Raw genomic sequence first — 16,045 nt, forward strand, 5'->3', positions numbered from 1 at the left:
GCGGGTTTTGATGTTGAGCACCTGGGTGGTGGTGCGGACGTGGGGGGTCTGGTGGTCTACCCCCACCTGGTCGGGGGCGGGGGGCCGCCCCCCCCCCACGACCTCGTGCTTCGTGTCGTACGTGCCCTTGGCCGTCACTCTGCGGTACACGGCGGAGTGCGGCACGTCGCGGCCGGGCGAGGTGAGCCGCTCGGCGGGGACCGGCCTGGCGTCGAGCGCCTCGGCGATCTGATCGTTGCGCGCCACCCGCTTCTCATGGCGGTGCAGCTGCCAGAAGCCCAGCTCGATCATCGCGGGGATGAGGACGAGGCCGACGAGGGTGAGGATCACCCACTGGCGGGACAACAGGAAGCGGTACACGCCCTTGACGGTACCTGTGCGCGACGGAGCCCCCGACGGGAGGGTCCGGTCGAGGGCTCCGGTCGGGGGCTCCGGGGCGGCCGCGGGGGCCGCGTCACACCTGTCGGCCCGGGCGGGCCGCGTCACACCTTGTCGACGATGCCCACCTGCCCCTCCGCGCGGGAGCAGTGCGCCCCGCAGTACCAGTGGCCATCGGCCTCGACGCCCTGCCCGATGATGCGGCACCGACAGTGCTCGCAGATCGGCGCCATGCGGTGGATGGCGCAGGCGAAGCAGTCGAAGACGTGCACCGCGCCCTGCGCGTGCACTTCGAAGGACATGCCGTAGTCGTTTCCGCAGACCTCGCAACGTGCCATGCGCCACAGGGTGGGTCCCGGCGGCGGTGCGGGGCGAGCGGCGGGCGGGCGAGTCGCCCGGCAATCACCCGTCTGACGCCGCGCCCGATCCGTCGGCCGACGCCGAACCCGTACCCCCTGCCGAAGCCGCGCCCGTCCCGTCGGCGGGGGCCACGTCCTGCAGGAGCTGGCCGAAGGCCGCCTCGTCGATCACCGGCGTGCCGTACGCGCGGGCCTTCGTGGTCTTCGAGGTGCCCGAGTCCGGGTCGTTCGTCACCAGGAGGCTGGTGAGGCGGGACACGCTCGTGGCGATGTGCAGGCCCGCGTCGAAGGCGCGGTCCTCCAGGAGCTCGCGGTCCACGGACGTGTCCCCGGAGAAGGCGACCCGCATGCCCTGCTTGAGCGGCTTGCCGTCCTCGTACCGCCCCGGGTTCGGATACGGGCAGGCCGGGCGCTTCCGGGAGGCGCGCCAGTTCGTCGGCTGGTACGCCGAGTTGGGGAACGAGGAGCCCGTGGACTGACGGACCACGCGGGCCGCGCCGTCCGCCCACTCGGTCAGCGGGCGGCACTCCAGGAGCGGCAGGCGTACGTTGCCGCTGGCCGCGGCGTGCAGGCTCGGGCGGAACGCCTCGGCGAGGACCCGCGCGTCGTCGAGGGCGTGGTGGGCGTGGCGCTGGACGACGCCGAAGTGGGCGGCCAGGGACTCCAGCTTGTGGTTGGGCAGCGGCAGCGCGAGCTCCTTGGAGAGCGCGATGGTGCACAGGCGCTGGCGGACCGGCGCCGTGCGCTCCGCGCGGGCGTACTCCCGGGCGATCATCGACCAGTCGAAGACGGCGTTGTGGGCGACCAGGACGCGGTCGCGCAGGCGCTCGCCGAACTCCTCGGCGATGTCCGCGAACAGCGGGGCCTCGGCGAGCTTGTCGCTCGTCAGGCCGTGGATCCAGACCGGGCCCGGGTCGCGCTGCGGGTTGACCAGCGTGTACCAGTGGTCCTCGACCTCGCCCCGCGCGTCCAGTCGGTAGACCGCGGCGGAGATGATCCGGTCGTCCCTGGACAGGCCGGTGGTCTCGACGTCGACGACCGCGTACCCCGATGGGTAGGCGGTCGGCCAGGAGTCTGCGGACGCGGCGCGCGTGCGGTCTTCGAGCATGGTCCATGAGGATACGGGCCACGACTGACAGTCACGCCCGTGGGCCGCCGGCGCCGTGCCCTAGAGCGCGTCAGGCCCTCACTCGTCGGCGCCGAGCAGCCCGGCCACCAGCGCCCTGGCCGACAGGGTGAACAGCCGCTCCGCGTCCAGGGGGCGGGCGAGCGCACGGGCGAGCGCGGGGTCGCCGTCGGCGGCGCGCGCGTCCCACAGCTCCTGTTCGCCGGGGCGCTGCACCGGCGCGCGTGCGCGGTTGCGCTCCACCAGGACGTGGCCGACGACGTGCACCTGCACGGCCCGTACGGCGTCGGCGGCGCGGTCCCCGCGCAGGCCCGCCGCGTGCAGTTCGCGCGCCAGGACCTGCTGGGCGGGCAGGAACATCCGCTCCGTGAGGCCGCGTTCGTGGACCATCGCCACGAGGTGCGGGTGGTCGAGCAGCTGGCGGCGCAGGGCGCGCGCCACGGAGACCACGCGCGCGGCGGGTGCCCGGCCCGAGGGGTGGATCTCGCCGAGGTCGGCGACGGTGCGCTCGACGAGGGCGTCCAAGAGCGACTCGCGGTTGCCGACGTGCCAGTAGATGGAGGTGACGGCCGTGCCGAGCTCGGCGGCGAGCTTGCGCATGGTCAGGGCCCCGGGGCCGTGCTGCCGCACCAGGCCCGCCGCGGCCCGGAGGACCTGTTCCCGGTCGAGGCGCGCCCGCGGCTCTTTACCCTTCACGGAGTCTGTTGTAACTGTGTTACAGAACCTCCCGCAAGTCGCCCGCACACCCCCGGCAGCGAAGGGTGGTACGACATGGCACGCGTACGCTACGGCGCGCGCACCGAGGCCGAGCTGGCCGCGGCACGGACCGCGAACGCGCAGCTCCCCGACATCTGGTCCACGGGCGTGGTCGCCCTCTGGGAGAGCGACCCGGACGCGGTCGCGGCGGTCCTGCCGCCTCCCCTGAAGCCCACGGCGCGCCCCCTGGTGCGCGTGAACATCAGCAAGGTCGAACTGCCCGGCTACCCCCTGGGCGCCGGTTCGGTCGCCGTCGCCGCGGAGCACGGCGCGGTGGCGGGCTGGTACCCCCTGGTGATGCCGATGACCCATGAGCGGGCGCTGACCGGCGGGCGCGAGGTGTTCGGCGAGCCGAAGAAGCTCGGCGAGGTCACGGTCGAGCGCGACGGCCTCGTCGTCCGCGCGGCGCTCGCCCGGCACGGCATCGCGTTCGTCGAGGTGCGCGGGGGCGTGAGCGGCGCGCTGCCGCTGCCGGAGCCCGCGCGCAGGACGGACTTCTACTTCAAGTTCCTGCCCGGAGTGGACGGTTCGGGCTTCGACGCCGACCCGGTGCTCGTGCACTGCGTACGCGAGGAGAAGGTCCGCAAGCTGGAGCGCGTCACCGGGGACGTGGTGCTGCGCGAGTCGATGTACGACCCGGTGGCCGACCTCCCCGTCCACCGCCTCGTGGAGCTCACCATCGGCGAGAAGACCAGCTCCCAGCGGGGCAGGGTCGTCGAGCGGGTCGCCGCGGAGGCCCTGCTGCCGTACGTCCACCAGCGCTACGACGACGCCCGGCAGGTGCTCGACGGGCCTCCGGAGGGCAGCGTCTGATGGACCTCGCAGCGGGACAGGTGGCCGTCGTCACCGGCGCGGCCAGTGGGATCGGGCTCGCGCTCGCACGGCGGTTCGCGGCCGAAGGGCTGAAGGTGGTGCTCGCCGACGTCGAGGCGGCCGCCCTGGAGAAGGCCGCGGCGGACCTGCGCGCGGACGGCGCGGCCGTGCACGCGCGCGTGGTCGACGTCGGGGTGCGCGAGCAGGTCGTCGCGCTCGCCGACGCCGCGTACGAGGCCTTCGGCGCCGTCCATGTGCTGTGCAACAACGCCGGTGTCGGATCCGGCGCCGAGGGCCGCATGTGGGAGCACGAGCCGAACGACTGGACGTGGGCCTTCGAGGTCAACGTCTGGGGCGTCTTCCACGGCATCCAGGCGTTCGTGCCCCGCATGCTTGCCGGGGGCGAGCCCGGCCACGTCGTCAACACCTCCTCCAGTGACGGCGGCGTCGCACCGCTGCCCACCGCCTCCGTGTACGCGGTCACCAAGGCGGCCGTGGTGACGATGACGGAGTCCCTGTACGCGCACCTGAAGGCGGAGCACGCGCGCGTGGGCGCGTCCGTGCTCTTCCCCGGCCCGCACATGCTGCGGACCGGGCTGTGGGAGGCGCACCGCAACCGGCCCGCCCGGTACGCCAAGACCCGCCCCCGCAGGACGCCCTACCGCAGTCTCGACCAGTGGGAGGCGGCGATGCGCGCGGCGGGGCACGAGGTGCGGTTCACGCCCGTCGAGGAGGTCGCGGACTTCGTCGCCGACGGCATCAGGGCGGACCGCTTCTGGCTGCTGCCGCCGAGCGAGCACACCGACCGGCAGATCAAGGCGCGCTCCCAGTCGATGCTGGAGCGCTCCGCGCCGGACTACCTGGAGAGCTTCATCCTGGACTGAACGGACCGAAGGGGTGCGCCATGGGCGATGCCACCGATGCCGCCGACGCCACCGACCCGTACCTGATCATCTCGTCCGACTGCCACGCCGGGCTCCCCACCGAGGAGTACCGGCCCTACCTGGAGGGCCGCTTCCACCGGGCCTTCGACGAGTTCCTCGCCGGGCGCGACCGGCGCCGCGAGGAGATGACCCGCCTGGGCATCCGCAACGAGGCCTTCGCCGCGCAGTGGTTCCACGACAACGAGGAGGGCCTGAAGGGCGGCTGGGACGCCGCGCAGCGCGTCAAGGAGCTCGACGGCGACGGCGTGGCCGCCGAGGTCGTCTTCCCCGACGCGGACGCCGTCGACAGCCGGACGGCCGCGCCCTTCGGAGTGGGGCTCGGCCTCTCCGGGGACCAGGACCCCGAGCTCGGCATGGCGGGCGCCCAGGCGCACAACCGCTGGCTCGCCGACTTCGTGTCGCACCACCCCGAGCGGCACTGCGGCGTCGCCCTGCTGCCCCTCACCGGGGCCGTCGACGACGCCGCCCGCGTCGTCGCGGAGGTGCACCGCGCCAAGGAGTCAGGACTCGGCGCCCTGATGATCCCCTCCATGTGGGTCGACAAGGCGCCCTACCACGACCGCCGCTACGACCCCGTGTGGGCCGCGGCCGCGGAGTGCGCGATGCCCGTGCTCACCCACTCCGGTGCGGCGCCCCGCCACGAGTACGGCGACCACCTCGGGATCTACGTCTCCGAAGTGACCTGGTGGCCCGCGCGGCCGCTGTGGTTCCTGATGTGGTCCGGGGTCTTCGAGCGCCACCCGGGGCTGCGGTTCGGCGTCGCGGAGTCGGGCTGCTGGTGGCTGCCGAACCTGCTGTGGTTCATGGACCGCCTCTACCTGGGCGCGCACGGCGGCAAGAAGCTGTCGCCCTTCGCCGAGCTGAAGCGCCCGCCGCACGCGTACCTGGACCGCCAGGTGTTCGTCTGCGCCACCAACACCAAGCGCCGCGAGCTCGCCCAGCGCTACGAGATCGGCGTCGACAACATCCTGTGGGGCAGCGACTTCCCGCACCCCGAGGGCACCTGGCCCGACACGCGCGCGTGGCTGGCGAGGACCTTCCACGACATCCCGGTGGGGGAGACCCGCCGCATGCTCGGCCTGGCCGCGGCCGAGGTCTTCGGCTTCGACACGGACAAGCTGGCCCCGCTGGCCCGCCGCATCGGGCCGACGCCCGCCGACCTCGGCCAGGACCCCGACCAGAGCGCCGTGGTGGCCTCCTGGGCGCGCTCGCGCGAGGTGGGCCGCCACTGGCTGACCGACCACGACTTCCCGGCCCTGGGGGTGACCACATGAGTGGCGAGCGGTACACGGTGATCTCGGCGGACTGCCACGCGGGCGCCGACCTCCTGGACTACCGGCCCTACTTGGAGGCGCGGCACCACGACGACTTCGACACCTGGGCGGCCACCTACGTCAACCCGCACGAGGACCTCCTGGCCGACACCGCCGACAGGAACTGGAACTCCGACCGCCGCGTCGCCGAGCTCGCCCGGGACGGCATCGTCGCCGAGGTGGTCTTCCCCAACACCATCCCGCCGTTCTTCCCGTCCGCCTCGCTGATGGCCCCGCCCCCGGACCGGGAGGAGTTCGCGCGGCGCTGGGCGGGCCTGCGCGCCCACAACCGCTGGCTCGCCGACTTCTGCGCGGCGGCGCCGGGCCGCAGGGCGGGCGTCTTCCAGATCCTGCTCGGCGACGTCGACGAGGCGGTGCGGGAGGTCCGGTGGGCGGCCGGCGCGGGGCTCACCGGCGGGGTCATGCTGCCCGGTACGCCGCCGGGCTCGGGCCTGCCCGAGCTGTACTCGCAGGCGTACGACCCGCTGTGGGCCGTCTGCGCCGAGCTCGGCGTGCCCGTCAACCACCACGCGGGCTCGGCCTCGCCGCCGCTCGGTGACGAGCCCGCGGCGCGGGCGGTGTTCATGGTCGAGACGACGTGGTTCTCGCACCGGGCGCTGTGGCACCTGATGTTCGGCGGCGCCTTCCACCGCCATCCCAAGCTGCGGCTTGTCCTCACCGAGCAGGGCTCAGGATGGATCCCGGGCGTGCTCGACATGCTGGACTACTACCACGGGCGGCTCGTCGCGGCCGCCTCCCGGCAGGACACCGCGGAGTCGAAGTTCGGCGCCGGGCTCGCCCGGGCCATGGGCAAGGGCCCCGCCGAGGTGTGGCGGGACAACTGCTCCGTGGGCGCGAGCTTCATGCGCCCGCACGAGGCGGCCCTGCGGGACCGCATCGGCCTCGACAAGATCATGTGGGGCAGCGACTACCCCCACGACGAAGGCACCCACCCGTACTCCCGCGAGGGCCTGCGCGCCGCCTTCGCGGGCCTGCCCCCGGACGAGGTCGCGGCCATGGTCGGCGGCAACGCCGCCCGGGTGTACGGCTTCGACCTGGAGCGCCTCGACGCCCTCGCGGCCGAGGTCGGCCCCACCGTTGAGGAGATCGCCGAACCCTTGAAGGAGCCCCCGGCCGACGCGACGAGCCCGGTGTTCGCCCCGGGAGGGTCGGTCCGCGTCTGGTGAGGCGGGCGGTGCCATGCTCGCCCTGTGACGCAAGCACCACACGAGGAGGCGCACGGCGGCGCCCTCGGCTCCCGCCTCAACTGGCTGCGGGCCGCCGTGCTCGGCGCCAACGACGGCATCGTCTCCACCGCGGGCCTCGTCGTCGGCGTCGCGGGCGCCACCAGTGAGCGCGCCACGATCCTGACGGCGGGCCTCGCCGGGCTGCTCGCCGGGTCGATGTCGATGGCCGCGGGCGAGTACGTGTCCGTGTCCACCCAGCGCGACTCCGAGAAGGCCGCCCTGGCCCAGGAGAAGCGCGAGCTGCGCGAGCAGCCGGACGCCGAACTCGCCGAGCTGACCGACCTCCTGGAAGGGCGCGGCCTCAGCCGCGACGTGGCCCGCGAGGCCGCGCAGCAGCTCACCGAGCGGGACGCGCTGCGCGCCCACGCGCGCGTGGAGCTCGGCATCGACCCCGACGAGCTCGCCAACCCCTGGCACGCCGCGTGGGCCAGCTTCGTCGCGTTCACGGCGGGCGCGCTGCTCCCGCTGCTCGCGATCGTCCTGCCGCCCGCCGCGTGGCGCCTGCCGGTCACCGTCGCGTCGGTCCTCGCCGCGCTCGCCCTCACCGGCTGGAGCAGCGCCCGCCTGGGCGCGGCGGCGGTACGCCCGGCAGTGGTACGGAACGTGGCGGGCGGGGCACTGGCGATGGCGGTGACGTACGGGGCCGGGGCGCTCCTGGGGGCGGCCGGTGTCTGAGGGCATTGGTGGAGATCGCCAATTTTTCGGGCCGTACCGGCGGTAATACTTATCGGTAACAACCTCTAGCGGCGGCCCAACAGCCGTTCTACGGTGCACGCATGTCGTCCCCGAACCTGCCCGATGTCGTGCTCTGGTCGATACCGGCCTTCGTCCTGCTCACCGTGGTCGAGATGATCAGCGTCCGGATCCATCCGGACGAGGACGCCGCCGGGTACGAGACGAAGGACGCCGCCACCAGCATCACCATGGGGCTCGGCAGCCTGGTCTTCGACCTGCTCTGGAAGATCCCGATCGTCGCGATCTACTCGGCGCTGTACGCGGCCACGCCCCTGCGGATCCCCGTCCTGTGGTGGACCGTCCCCCTGATGCTGCTCGCCCAGGACTTCTTCTACTACTGGTCGCACCGGGGCCACCACGTCATCCGCGTCCTGTGGGCCTGCCACGTGGTGCACCACTCCAGCAAGAAGTTCAACCTCACGACCGCGCTGCGCCAGCCCTGGACGACCCTCACGGTGTGGCCGTTCTACGTGCCGATGATCCTGTGCGGGGTGCACCCGGCGGCGGTCGCGTTCTGCTCGTCGGCCAACCTGGTGTACCAGTTCTGGGTCCACACGGAACGCATCGGCAAGCTGCCGCGCCCTGTCGAGTACGTCTTCAACACCCCCTCGCACCACCGCGTCCACCACGCGTCGCAGGGCGGCTATCTGGACCGCAACTTCGGCGGCATCCTCATCATCTGGGACCGCATGTTCCGCTCCTGGGTCCCGGAGACGGAGCGCCCTGTCTACGGCCTGACCAAGAACATCGACACCTTCAACCCCCTGCGGGTCGCCACCCACGAGTACGCGGCGATCGCCAAGGACCTGAAGAAGGCCAAGGGCTGGCGCGAACGAGCGGGCCACGTCTTCAGGGGGCCGGGCTGGCAACCACAGCGCCCCCAGGCGGCGCCCGAGCCGACAGCGCCCGAGACGACGCCGGACCGGACACCGGAGCGCGCGGCATGACGAGGAGCGTGCCCGCTGTGCCCACGACGACGGGCACTGGCCCTGAGACCCGCACCCCTCAAGACCGCTACGCCACCTGGATCCTGACGGCATTCGGACTGGCGGCCCTGGGGGACTTGGCGGGTCTGCTCGCCGGATCCGACATCGCCCACGCTGTCTTCAAGCCGCTCCTGATGCCCCTGCTGGCCGCATACGTCGCCTTCGGCGGAGGCCCGCGACTCCTGACCGCCGCGCTCCTGTGCGGTGGGGCAGGGGACACCCTCCTGCTCGTCGACGCCGATCCGGCGTTCTTGGCCGGCATGGGCTCCTTCGCCGCAGGCCACCTCTGCTACCTCGCGCTCTTCAGACGCCACGGAAACGGCCACCCACGCGCGCGTGGCACCTCACTGGCCCTCGCGTACGCCACGGCGCTCGCCGCCACGGTGACGCTTCTGTGGCCCGACCTCCCGTCGGACATGCGGGGCCCGGTCGCGGGCTACAGCGTCCTGCTCACGGGGATGGCGTTCGCGGCGACCAGGCTCGGCCCGGCGGCGGCCGTCGGCGGCGCGCTGTTCCTGCTGTCGGACAGCCTCATCGCGACCGACGTGGCCGACTGGCCGCAGGCGCCGCGCCCCGACTTCTGGATCATGCTCACCTACCTGGCGGCGCAGGTCCTCCTCGCCCGGGGAATCCTGGCCCGCGCCACCGGCACCCCCACCGGCACGGATGTCACCGGCACGGACGCCACCGTCACCAGCGGATCGGCACCGGCACCGCGGTGAGCAGCGCCGACACCGTGACCACGGCGCCGAGCACCATCACCTCCCCGCGCGCGGGCGCGTACGCGGCGAAGGGGTCGGCGGCGGCCCCGGACCGCTTCAGACGGAGCCGCGCGAGCAGTGCGAGCACGGCGACGACGGCCACGAGCAGCACCTTGGCGAGCAGCGTCCGGCCGTAAGCCGTGTCCGTCAGCTGGTCCACGACCGTGTCCGGCGGCATGCGGCGCAGCGTGCTGACGATCCCGGTCGCGGTGATCGTGGCGAACAGAACGGCGGCCACGCGCGCGTAGAGGCCGAGTACGGCGACACCCGCCTCCGGGGCGTACGCGCGCCAGCGCCACAGGGTCCGCAGCGCGTACAGCAGCCCGCCCGCCCACAGCGCCGCGCACGTCAGGTGCACCAGGGTGAGCCCGGAGCCGATGAGCGGCGCGTCCTCGGTGGGCGGGTGGGCGCGCAGCGCCTCCGCGACGACCACCGCGGCCAGCGGCAGGACCGTGCTGTCCGGCCGGCGCGAGCGCGCGCACAGGGCGGCCACGACGAACGCGTTGACCTCCAGGAGCGCGAGGCGCCCGTCCCGCGACTGGTAGAGCCCGCCGATGTCGAGGTCGGACAGCTGCTGCGGCACCAGGTTGCCGCTGGCCACGACCGACGCCAGGCCGAGCGCCGCGACGAAGCCCGCGCCCGCCGCCCACCACGCCCACGCGCGGGGAGCCGAGTCCAGCGGCGCCCCCGGCACGCGGCGCGCGAGCCGCCGTACGAACACCTCACCCGTCTGCACGCACAGCGCGGCGAACAGCACCGTCCGCAGGAACGTGATGCCCGGCGTGCCCGGCGCCTCGGCCTCACCGGTGCCGTCCAGGGCGGCCGACGGGCCGAACAGCGGGACCACCGCGGCGACGGCCACGAGGACCAGGACGGCGACGGCACGGCCCGACGACGGGCGGCGGTGCGCGGCGCGGCGCTCCGCGCGCGGGGACGCGGCGGAGGGCGCGGCGACCGCCTCGTCTCCCGTGTCCACTGGGGGTCTTATGGAGCTCACCATATGATCTTCACCAGACGTGTCACTGTGGGGCAAGTCAGGGCAAACAACTGGTGAGATGTCATTCCGGCCAGGACGCCAGGTCACCGCCACTGGGGTGCGTCCGTGCCCCAACTGCCCGGCGGCCGCTTCCAGTTCACGGGTCCGCCGGTGAAGGACACCGGCGGCAGCGCGTGCCGAAGGCGCCCCAGCGGACTGTCCGTCTCGGCGAGCCAGCGGGCGATGGCACCCTCCCGGCCCTCCGGCCCGCCGCCCTCCCGGCTCCCGGGCCCGCCGCCCTCCCCACCTTCCCCGCCGTCCGGCGCGTCCTGCCCCATGAGCCAGGCCGCCGTCCGCGCCAGCGCGAGCCGCACGACCCGCGTGCCGCCCCCGCTGTCCTCACCGTCGGTAAGGCGTTCCGTCAGCGACCGCAGGACGGCCGCGGCCAGAAGGTACCCCGTGCCGTGGTCCAGTGCCTGCGCGGGCAGCGCACCGGGCCGGCCCGGTGCACCCTCGGCGGCGGGCGCGGCCGGTGCGCCCTCCACGAGCGCGATGCCCGTCGCCGCCTGCACCAGGCTGTCAAAGCCCCGCCTCTCCGCCCACGGCCCGACCCCGCCCCACGCGGACAGCTGCGCCACGACGAGGCCGGGGCGGCGCTCGGCCAGCGCCTCGGGGGAGAGGCCGAACCGGTCGAGGGCGCCGGGCCGGTAGCCGGTGACGACCACGTCGGCCCCGGCCAGGAGCTCGTCGAAGGTCCGCAGGTCGGCGGGGGTGGCGAGGTCGAGCGTGGTGGAGCGCTTGCCGAAGCCCGTGTCCGTGTGCTGGTCGGGCAGTTCCGGCAGGCGCGGGGAGTCGACGCGCAGGACGTCCGCGCCGAGCAGCGCGAGCGTGCGGGTAGCGACCGGGCCCGCGATGACGCGCGTGAGGTCGAGGACGCGCACGCCCGCTGCGGGCAGCAGCGGGTCGCCGGTCAGCGGGGGCAGGGCCCGCGGAGCGCCGCCGCCGAGCCGCTCCCGGCCCACCAGGGGCAGCTCCGCCACCGCAGTGCCCTGTGGGTGCGCGGCCCACTCCTCGGGCGTGCGCACGGCGACGGCCAGGCCCCCGGCGTCGTACACCGCGTCCTCGACCTCCGCGGCGGACAGCTCGGCGAGCCGCGCGGCGACCGCGTCCGCGGCGCTCTCGGAGGCCACGTCCGCGAGCCCCAGTGCGGCCAGCAGACGCCTCCGGTGGTGCGGATAGTTGGCGTGCGTACGCACCCAGCCGTCGGCGGTGGGCCAGAAGCGTGACAGCGGCGCGAACGTGACGGGCGCGCGCCCGTCCACGAGGAGCTGCCGTTCACTGGTGAAGGCCGCGGCGACGGCACCGTCGTCCACGCGCGCGTGCGGCACGTCCCGCCCCGCGCGCCGCCCGGCGAGCTCGGCGGCGGCGAGCGCGCAGACGCCCGTGCAGGCCCGGGCCAGGGCGCGCACGGGGAGCCGCGCGGGCAGCGTGTCGTCGCGTACGTCGGCGGAGAGCCCAGGGAGCAGCCCGGGGGCGCCCCCGAGCGCGTCCCACGCGGTCACGACGGCAGGCAGCGCCGCCCCGCCCGCCACGGCGTCCCGCACCGGGAACTCGCCCTGCGCCACTGGTGTTTGCGGCACCAAAGGTGATTGCGTCATACAGCCACTATGCCGCGCGCCGCGCCCCCGTGACACGGATACCCCCGGGCTACTGCACCCGCGAGGGCCCGGTCGCCCCCGGCTCCGACGCCGCCGACCACCACAGCCGTATCTCGTCCCGCGGGTCCGAAGGGCGGAGCTCCCAGCCGCGGGCCGACGCCGCCTGGACGACGTATTCACCGCCCACGCCGCGGTACTTCCGCAGCGGAACCTCGCACTCGGTGGTCCGGCTCACGCCCTTCTTCCTGGGGGCCGACGCCTTCTTCGTCCACTTGTCCAGATACGCGTCGACCCGCGCCCGGTAGAAGTCCGCGTCCCCCTCGTGCCGCAGCTCGGGCCAGGTCACCCACCAGCGCGGCCAGACCGGGATCCGGCCGATGGTGGCGTCCATGAAGCGCTCGGCACCGCTCTCGAAGCCGGGGATCACCGTCAGGATCTCCGCGAACATGGCCACCACGATCAGCGCGAGGGCCAGCGCCAGGAGCAGCGCCCACCACACGGGCAGCACGACGACGGTGACCAGGAAGAGCAGCACGAGCCGCCAGGCCGGCCGGACCGGTTCGGCGTGCCACCGCTCGGGGCCCGCGTAGACGAACGAGGAGTCTTGATAGGCGTACATGCGCGGCATCCTCTCGCGCGGGGCCGGACGGTCCGTAACCGCCCGGCCCCTTCACACACGCCCTCCCACCTCTGGTTACTACTTCCGCACGGCGTCCAGGGCGTCGGCCATGCCCACTCCGTAGAACCCGTTGCGGTTCTTGCCGCCCTCGCACACCGCGTCGACCTTGCCGTCGCCGTCGATGTCGTACGGGTCGGTGCACTCCATCGCGTCGGCCTGGCGGTACAGCAGGGCCTTCACCCGGGCCGCGGAGGCCTTCGGGTGCGTCGACTTGATGAGCGCGGCCACGCCCGCGACGTGCGGCGACGCCATGGACGTACCGGCCTTGTAGCCGAACTTGCCGCCCGGAAGGGTCGACAGGATCAGGCCGCTGGTGGCCGGCGGCTGCGGCTTCTGGAACGCCGTCGAGTCGCCGCCGGGTGCGGCGATGTCGACGACGCCCTTGCCGTAGTTCGAGTACGAGGACTTCAGGGCCTTCGCGCCCGTGGCGGACACCGTCACGACGCCCGGCAGCTGCGACGGCAGGTCGAAGCAGTCCGCGGTCCTGATGGTGCGCTTGACCGGCGTCGTGTCGTTCGGGCTCGACTCGTCGACGATCTCCTCCTGGGCGAGGTCCGTCCGGGCGTTGCCCGCGGCGGCGACGTTCACGGCGCCCTTGCGCTCCGCGTACCGCGACGCCCGGCCGACCGCGTCGACCAGGGCCTTCTGGTCCTCGTCGGTACGGCAGTTGAACAGCCACGGGTCCGTGTAGTAGCTGCTGTTCGTCACGTCCACGCCGTGGTCGGCCGCCCACATGAAGCCGCAGACCACGGCCTCGGTGTAGTACAGGCCGGTCGCGGGCTCGGCCACCTTCAGGCTCGCGACCTTCACGCCGGGCGCGACGCCGGTGATGCCGGTGCCGTTCTTCGCGGCGGCGATCGAGCCCGCCACGTGCATGCCGTGGTCGCTCTCCTTGGTCACCGGGCGCCACGCGTTGTCCTTCTGCGTGGGCACGCCGCCCAGACAGCTCGCGGACGCGTTCCTGTCGAAGTTCGGCGCGATGTCCGGGTGCGTGTCGTCCACCCCGGAGTCCAGGACGCCGACCGTCACCTTCGGGCTGCCGAGGGACACCTGGTGCGCCTGGTCCGCCTTCATGGCGGGCAGGTCCCACTGCAGCGGCTCCAGCTCGTCCTGCCCGGCCGACGCCTTGCCCGCGGCGGACTTCGCCTCGGCGGCGGACAGCGGGCGCGCGGCGTCGATGTCGTCGCTGGACTGGGCGGACAGCGGCGCCGTGCGCGTGGCACCCGCCGACTGCACGCCCTTGGCCCCGCGGATCGTCTTGGCGAAGTCCGGGTTCGCCGAGTGCACGACGATGACACCGATCTTGTCGTACGCGATCACAACGGTGCCGCCGGCCTTGGCGATGGCCTTCTTCACGTACGCGGTGGAACTTCCGTGGCCCTTGCGGACGTTGACCACGTAGCTCATCTTGCCGTCGGCGGCGGCCAGGACGCCCGAGGCCGCCGGAGCCGCGGGTGCGGGGGACGCGCCGGAGGGCGCGTCGGGCTGCGCGGACGCGGTCCCCGGCAGGAAGGCGAGCGCGGACAGCACCGCGACGCCGAGGGGCAGGGCGAGGGCGCGGCGCGCGAGCGGCGCGGAGTGCTCGGTCACGGTCGTACCCCCCGTCACTTCTCGACGGCGTCGAGCGCGTCGACCACGCCGTAGCCGTAGAACCCGTTGCGGTTCTTGTCGCCCTTGCACACGGCGTCGACCTTGCCGTCGCCGTCGGGGTCGTACGGCTTGTCCGGGCAGCCCGGGTTGTCGGCCTGGCGCTTGAGCAGCTTCTGCAGCTGGTCCGGGCCCGCCTTCGGGTGCGTCGACTTCAGCAGGGCCGCGACGCCCGCCGCGTGCGGCGACGCCATCGAGGTGCCCTGCAGCCAGGCGTACTGGCCGCCCGGCATGGTGGACAGGATGCCGCCGTCCTTCGACGGGGTGTCCGTCGGCTTCTGGTAGCGGCGGTCGCCGCCGGGAGCCGCGACGTCGACGACGCCATTGCCGTACGTGGAGTAGTAGGACTTGGCGTTGTACACGCCGGTCGCGCTGACCGTGACGACGCCCGGGAGCTGGGCCGGCACGTCGAGGCACTTGTGCGGGTCGATGGTGCGCTTGACCGGCGTGGAGTCGTCGGGGCTCGACTCGTCGACGAGCGCGTCCGCGTCCAGGTCGTGGTTGGAGTTGCCCGCGGAGGCGAGGTTCAGCGTGCCCTTGCGCTTGGCGTACAGCTGGGCGCGGTTGACCGCGTCGAGGATGGCCCGCTGGTCGGGGTCGTCTTTGCAGTTGAACAGCCACGGGTCGACGTAGTAGCTGTTGTTGGTGATCTCGATGCCGTTGTCGGCGGCGAACACGAAGGCGCAGACGACGCTCTCCGGGTAGAACAGCTCGTTGACCGGGTCGGCCACCTTGATGCCCGCGACCTTGACGCCGGGTGCCACCCCGGCGACGCCTATGCCGTTGCGGGCGGCGGCTATCTCGCCCGCCACGTGCGTGCCGTGGTAGTGCTCCTTCTTCGCCGGGCGCCAGGCGCCGGGCGAGGTGTCCGGCTTGCCGCCCACGCAGCTCGCGGACTGCTTCGCGGCGAAGCTGGGCGCGAGGTCGGGGTGCGTGTCGTCGACGCCGGTGTCGATGACGCCGACGGTGACCTTCTCGGAGCCCGGGTTGGTCTTCGCCGCCTTGTCGGCGCCGATGGACCGCAGATCCCACTGGTCGGCCTCCAGCGGCTCCTGCGCCGGAGCGTCCGCCGTGCCGGAAGAGGCCTGCCGCTGGAGCGCCTTGGCCCGGTCCTTCGACAGGAAGGTCGGGGCGCCCTCCTCGGTCGTGCCGGCCGCCGTGAGCGGCGCCGTGCGGGTGGCGCCCGCGGACTGCACGCCGCGCACCGCCCGCAGCTGCTTGCCGAAGTCCGCGTGGGACGACACCGCGACGGTCACGCCGATCTTCGCGTACGTCACGACGACCGTGCCGTCGGCCGCGGCGATCGCCTTCTTGACGCGGGCGAGGGTCTTGGGGTCGGTCCGCGAGTTGACGACGTACGTGAGCTTGCCCGCGGCGGGTGTGGTGGCGGCCGCCCGTGCGGTGGTGGAACCGGGGGAGTCCAGCGGGACCGCGGTCGCGGCGCCCGGCGCGAACCCGACCGACGCCGCGAGCGCGACACCCAGGGGCAGGGCGAGCGCCAGACGTCTGGCCGGACGGGAGGTGCGGGAGGTGCGCTGAAGAGCCATGGGATCTCCACATCATCCGGATACGGAACTGCCCGAACACTGCGTGTGCTCGGGCAGGTGCATGACGGGTGGTGCAGGGCGAAGCTATCCCCCGGACTCCCCGGCCAGCAATGACTATGT

At 73.5% G+C, this 16,045-nt stretch carries 16 protein-coding genes; 7 read left to right on the forward strand and 9 right to left on the reverse strand.

All coding sequences use genetic code 11. The features are described 5' to 3' along the window. The 4 genes from ACFWZ5_RS18805 to ACFWZ5_RS18820 all read right to left on the reverse strand — a co-directional run. A partial coding sequence (locus ACFWZ5_RS18805) for an SURF1 family cytochrome oxidase biogenesis protein (RefSeq protein WP_384890876.1) occupies nucleotides 1-360 on the reverse strand: 360 nt, incomplete at its 3' end. 122 nt (nucleotides 361-482) lie between these two features. Continuing rightward, nucleotides 483-716: a hypothetical protein gene (locus ACFWZ5_RS18810; protein WP_384796071.1), complete on the reverse strand. Its 234-nt coding sequence runs from the start codon at nucleotides 714-716 to the stop codon at nucleotides 483-485. Nucleotides 717-780: 64 nt separating this feature from the next. Beyond that, on the reverse strand, nucleotides 781-1,845 hold the full coding sequence (locus ACFWZ5_RS18815; RefSeq protein ID WP_384796069.1) for a DEDDh family exonuclease: 1,065 nt from the start codon (nucleotides 1,843-1,845) through the stop codon (nucleotides 781-783). 78 nt (nucleotides 1,846-1,923) lie between these two features. After that, the gene (locus ACFWZ5_RS18820) at nucleotides 1,924-2,559 is read right to left on the reverse strand and encodes a TetR/AcrR family transcriptional regulator (protein WP_384796067.1); all 636 of its coding nucleotides are present in this window, start codon (nucleotides 2,557-2,559) and stop codon (nucleotides 1,924-1,926) included. 75 nt (nucleotides 2,560-2,634) lie between these two features. Between ACFWZ5_RS18820 and ACFWZ5_RS18825 the strand changes: the two genes are divergently transcribed. The 7 genes from ACFWZ5_RS18825 (at nucleotide 2,635) to ACFWZ5_RS18855 (ending at nucleotide 9,379) form a co-directional block, all read left to right on the forward strand. Further along, nucleotides 2,635-3,432 (forward strand): acetoacetate decarboxylase family protein, encoded by a 798-nt coding sequence (locus tag ACFWZ5_RS18825; RefSeq protein WP_384796065.1) that lies wholly within the window; start codon nucleotides 2,635-2,637, stop codon nucleotides 3,430-3,432. Next, nucleotides 3,432-4,316, forward strand: coding sequence for an SDR family NAD(P)-dependent oxidoreductase (locus ACFWZ5_RS18830; RefSeq protein ID WP_384796063.1), 885 nt, complete (start codon nucleotides 3,432-3,434; stop codon nucleotides 4,314-4,316). Before ACFWZ5_RS18825 ends, ACFWZ5_RS18830 begins: the two co-directional genes overlap by 1 nt. Nucleotides 4,317-4,336: 20 nt before the next feature. Next, complete coding sequence (locus ACFWZ5_RS18835) at nucleotides 4,337-5,650, forward strand: amidohydrolase family protein (protein ID WP_384796061.1); 1,314 nt, start codon at nucleotides 4,337-4,339, stop codon at nucleotides 5,648-5,650. Beyond that, nucleotides 5,647-6,876, forward strand: a complete 1,230-nt coding sequence (locus ACFWZ5_RS18840) for an amidohydrolase family protein (protein WP_384796059.1) — start codon at nucleotides 5,647-5,649, stop codon at nucleotides 6,874-6,876. Before ACFWZ5_RS18835 ends, ACFWZ5_RS18840 begins: the two co-directional genes overlap by 4 nt. 24 nt (nucleotides 6,877-6,900) lie before the next feature. Next, nucleotides 6,901-7,611: a VIT family protein gene (locus tag ACFWZ5_RS18845; protein ID WP_384796057.1), complete on the forward strand. Its 711-nt coding sequence runs from the start codon at nucleotides 6,901-6,903 to the stop codon at nucleotides 7,609-7,611. A 101-nt stretch (nucleotides 7,612-7,712) separates the two neighbouring features. Continuing rightward, nucleotides 7,713-8,618: a sterol desaturase family protein gene (locus tag ACFWZ5_RS18850; protein WP_384796055.1), complete on the forward strand. Its 906-nt coding sequence runs from the start codon at nucleotides 7,713-7,715 to the stop codon at nucleotides 8,616-8,618. After that, nucleotides 8,615-9,379, forward strand: coding sequence for a lysoplasmalogenase (locus tag ACFWZ5_RS18855; protein ID WP_384796053.1), 765 nt, complete (start codon nucleotides 8,615-8,617; stop codon nucleotides 9,377-9,379). Before ACFWZ5_RS18850 ends, ACFWZ5_RS18855 begins: the two co-directional genes overlap by 4 nt. On the opposite strand, the gene ACFWZ5_RS18860 is transcribed toward ACFWZ5_RS18855, so the two are convergent. From ACFWZ5_RS18860 to ACFWZ5_RS18880, 5 genes are all read right to left on the reverse strand, one after another. Beyond that, complete coding sequence (locus ACFWZ5_RS18860) at nucleotides 9,348-10,415, reverse strand: CopD family protein (protein ID WP_384796075.1); 1,068 nt, start codon at nucleotides 10,413-10,415, stop codon at nucleotides 9,348-9,350. The two genes, ACFWZ5_RS18855 and ACFWZ5_RS18860, sit on opposite strands and share 32 nt — an antisense overlap. 83 nt (nucleotides 10,416-10,498) lie before the next feature. After that, a complete protein-coding gene (locus ACFWZ5_RS18865) occupies nucleotides 10,499-12,052 on the reverse strand; it encodes a CoA transferase (protein ID WP_384796051.1) in 1,554 nt (517 codons plus the stop codon). 49 nt (nucleotides 12,053-12,101) lie between these two features. Then, on the reverse strand, nucleotides 12,102-12,671 hold the full coding sequence (locus ACFWZ5_RS18870; protein WP_384796049.1) for a hypothetical protein: 570 nt from the start codon (nucleotides 12,669-12,671) through the stop codon (nucleotides 12,102-12,104). A gap of 78 nt (nucleotides 12,672-12,749) precedes the next feature. Beyond that, complete coding sequence (locus tag ACFWZ5_RS18875) at nucleotides 12,750-14,321, reverse strand: S8 family serine peptidase (RefSeq protein ID WP_384796047.1); 1,572 nt, start codon at nucleotides 14,319-14,321, stop codon at nucleotides 12,750-12,752. Nucleotides 14,322-14,335: 14 nt separating this feature from the next. Then, nucleotides 14,336-15,925, reverse strand: a complete 1,590-nt coding sequence (locus ACFWZ5_RS18880) for a S8 family serine peptidase (RefSeq protein ID WP_384796045.1) — start codon at nucleotides 15,923-15,925, stop codon at nucleotides 14,336-14,338. Between the last annotated feature and the right edge of the window lie 120 nt (nucleotides 15,926-16,045).

Source organism: Streptomyces sp. NPDC059003 (genome assembly GCF_042740445.1).
Classification (GTDB): Bacteria; Actinomycetota; Actinomycetes; order Streptomycetales; family Streptomycetaceae; genus Streptomyces.

What these genes read in the sequence shown, in the direction of transcription:
- ACFWZ5_RS18835 (WP_384796061.1), top strand. Translation starts at nt 4,337, where the DNA reads ATGGGCGATGCCACCGATGCCGCCGACGCCACCGACCCGTACCTGATC.
- ACFWZ5_RS18870 (WP_384796049.1), bottom strand. Translation starts at nt 12,671, where the DNA reads ATGTACGCCTATCAAGACTCCTCGTTCGTCTACGCGGGCCCCGAGCGG.
- ACFWZ5_RS18880 (WP_384796045.1), bottom strand. Translation starts at nt 15,925, where the DNA reads ATGGCTCTTCAGCGCACCTCCCGCACCTCCCGTCCGGCCAGACGTCTG.
- ACFWZ5_RS18810 (WP_384796071.1), bottom strand. Translation starts at nt 716, where the DNA reads ATGGCACGTTGCGAGGTCTGCGGAAACGACTACGGCATGTCCTTCGAA.
- ACFWZ5_RS18815 (WP_384796069.1), bottom strand. Translation starts at nt 1,845, where the DNA reads ATGCTCGAAGACCGCACGCGCGCCGCGTCCGCAGACTCCTGGCCGACC.
- ACFWZ5_RS18840 (WP_384796059.1), top strand. Translation starts at nt 5,647, where the DNA reads ATGAGTGGCGAGCGGTACACGGTGATCTCGGCGGACTGCCACGCGGGC.
- ACFWZ5_RS18830 (WP_384796063.1), top strand. Translation starts at nt 3,432, where the DNA reads ATGGACCTCGCAGCGGGACAGGTGGCCGTCGTCACCGGCGCGGCCAGT.
- ACFWZ5_RS18855 (WP_384796053.1), top strand. Translation starts at nt 8,615, where the DNA reads ATGACGAGGAGCGTGCCCGCTGTGCCCACGACGACGGGCACTGGCCCT.
- ACFWZ5_RS18865 (WP_384796051.1), bottom strand. Translation starts at nt 12,052, where the DNA reads ATGACGCAATCACCTTTGGTGCCGCAAACACCAGTGGCGCAGGGCGAG.
- ACFWZ5_RS18825 (WP_384796065.1), top strand. Translation starts at nt 2,635, where the DNA reads ATGGCACGCGTACGCTACGGCGCGCGCACCGAGGCCGAGCTGGCCGCG.
- ACFWZ5_RS18850 (WP_384796055.1), top strand. Translation starts at nt 7,713, where the DNA reads ATGTCGTCCCCGAACCTGCCCGATGTCGTGCTCTGGTCGATACCGGCC.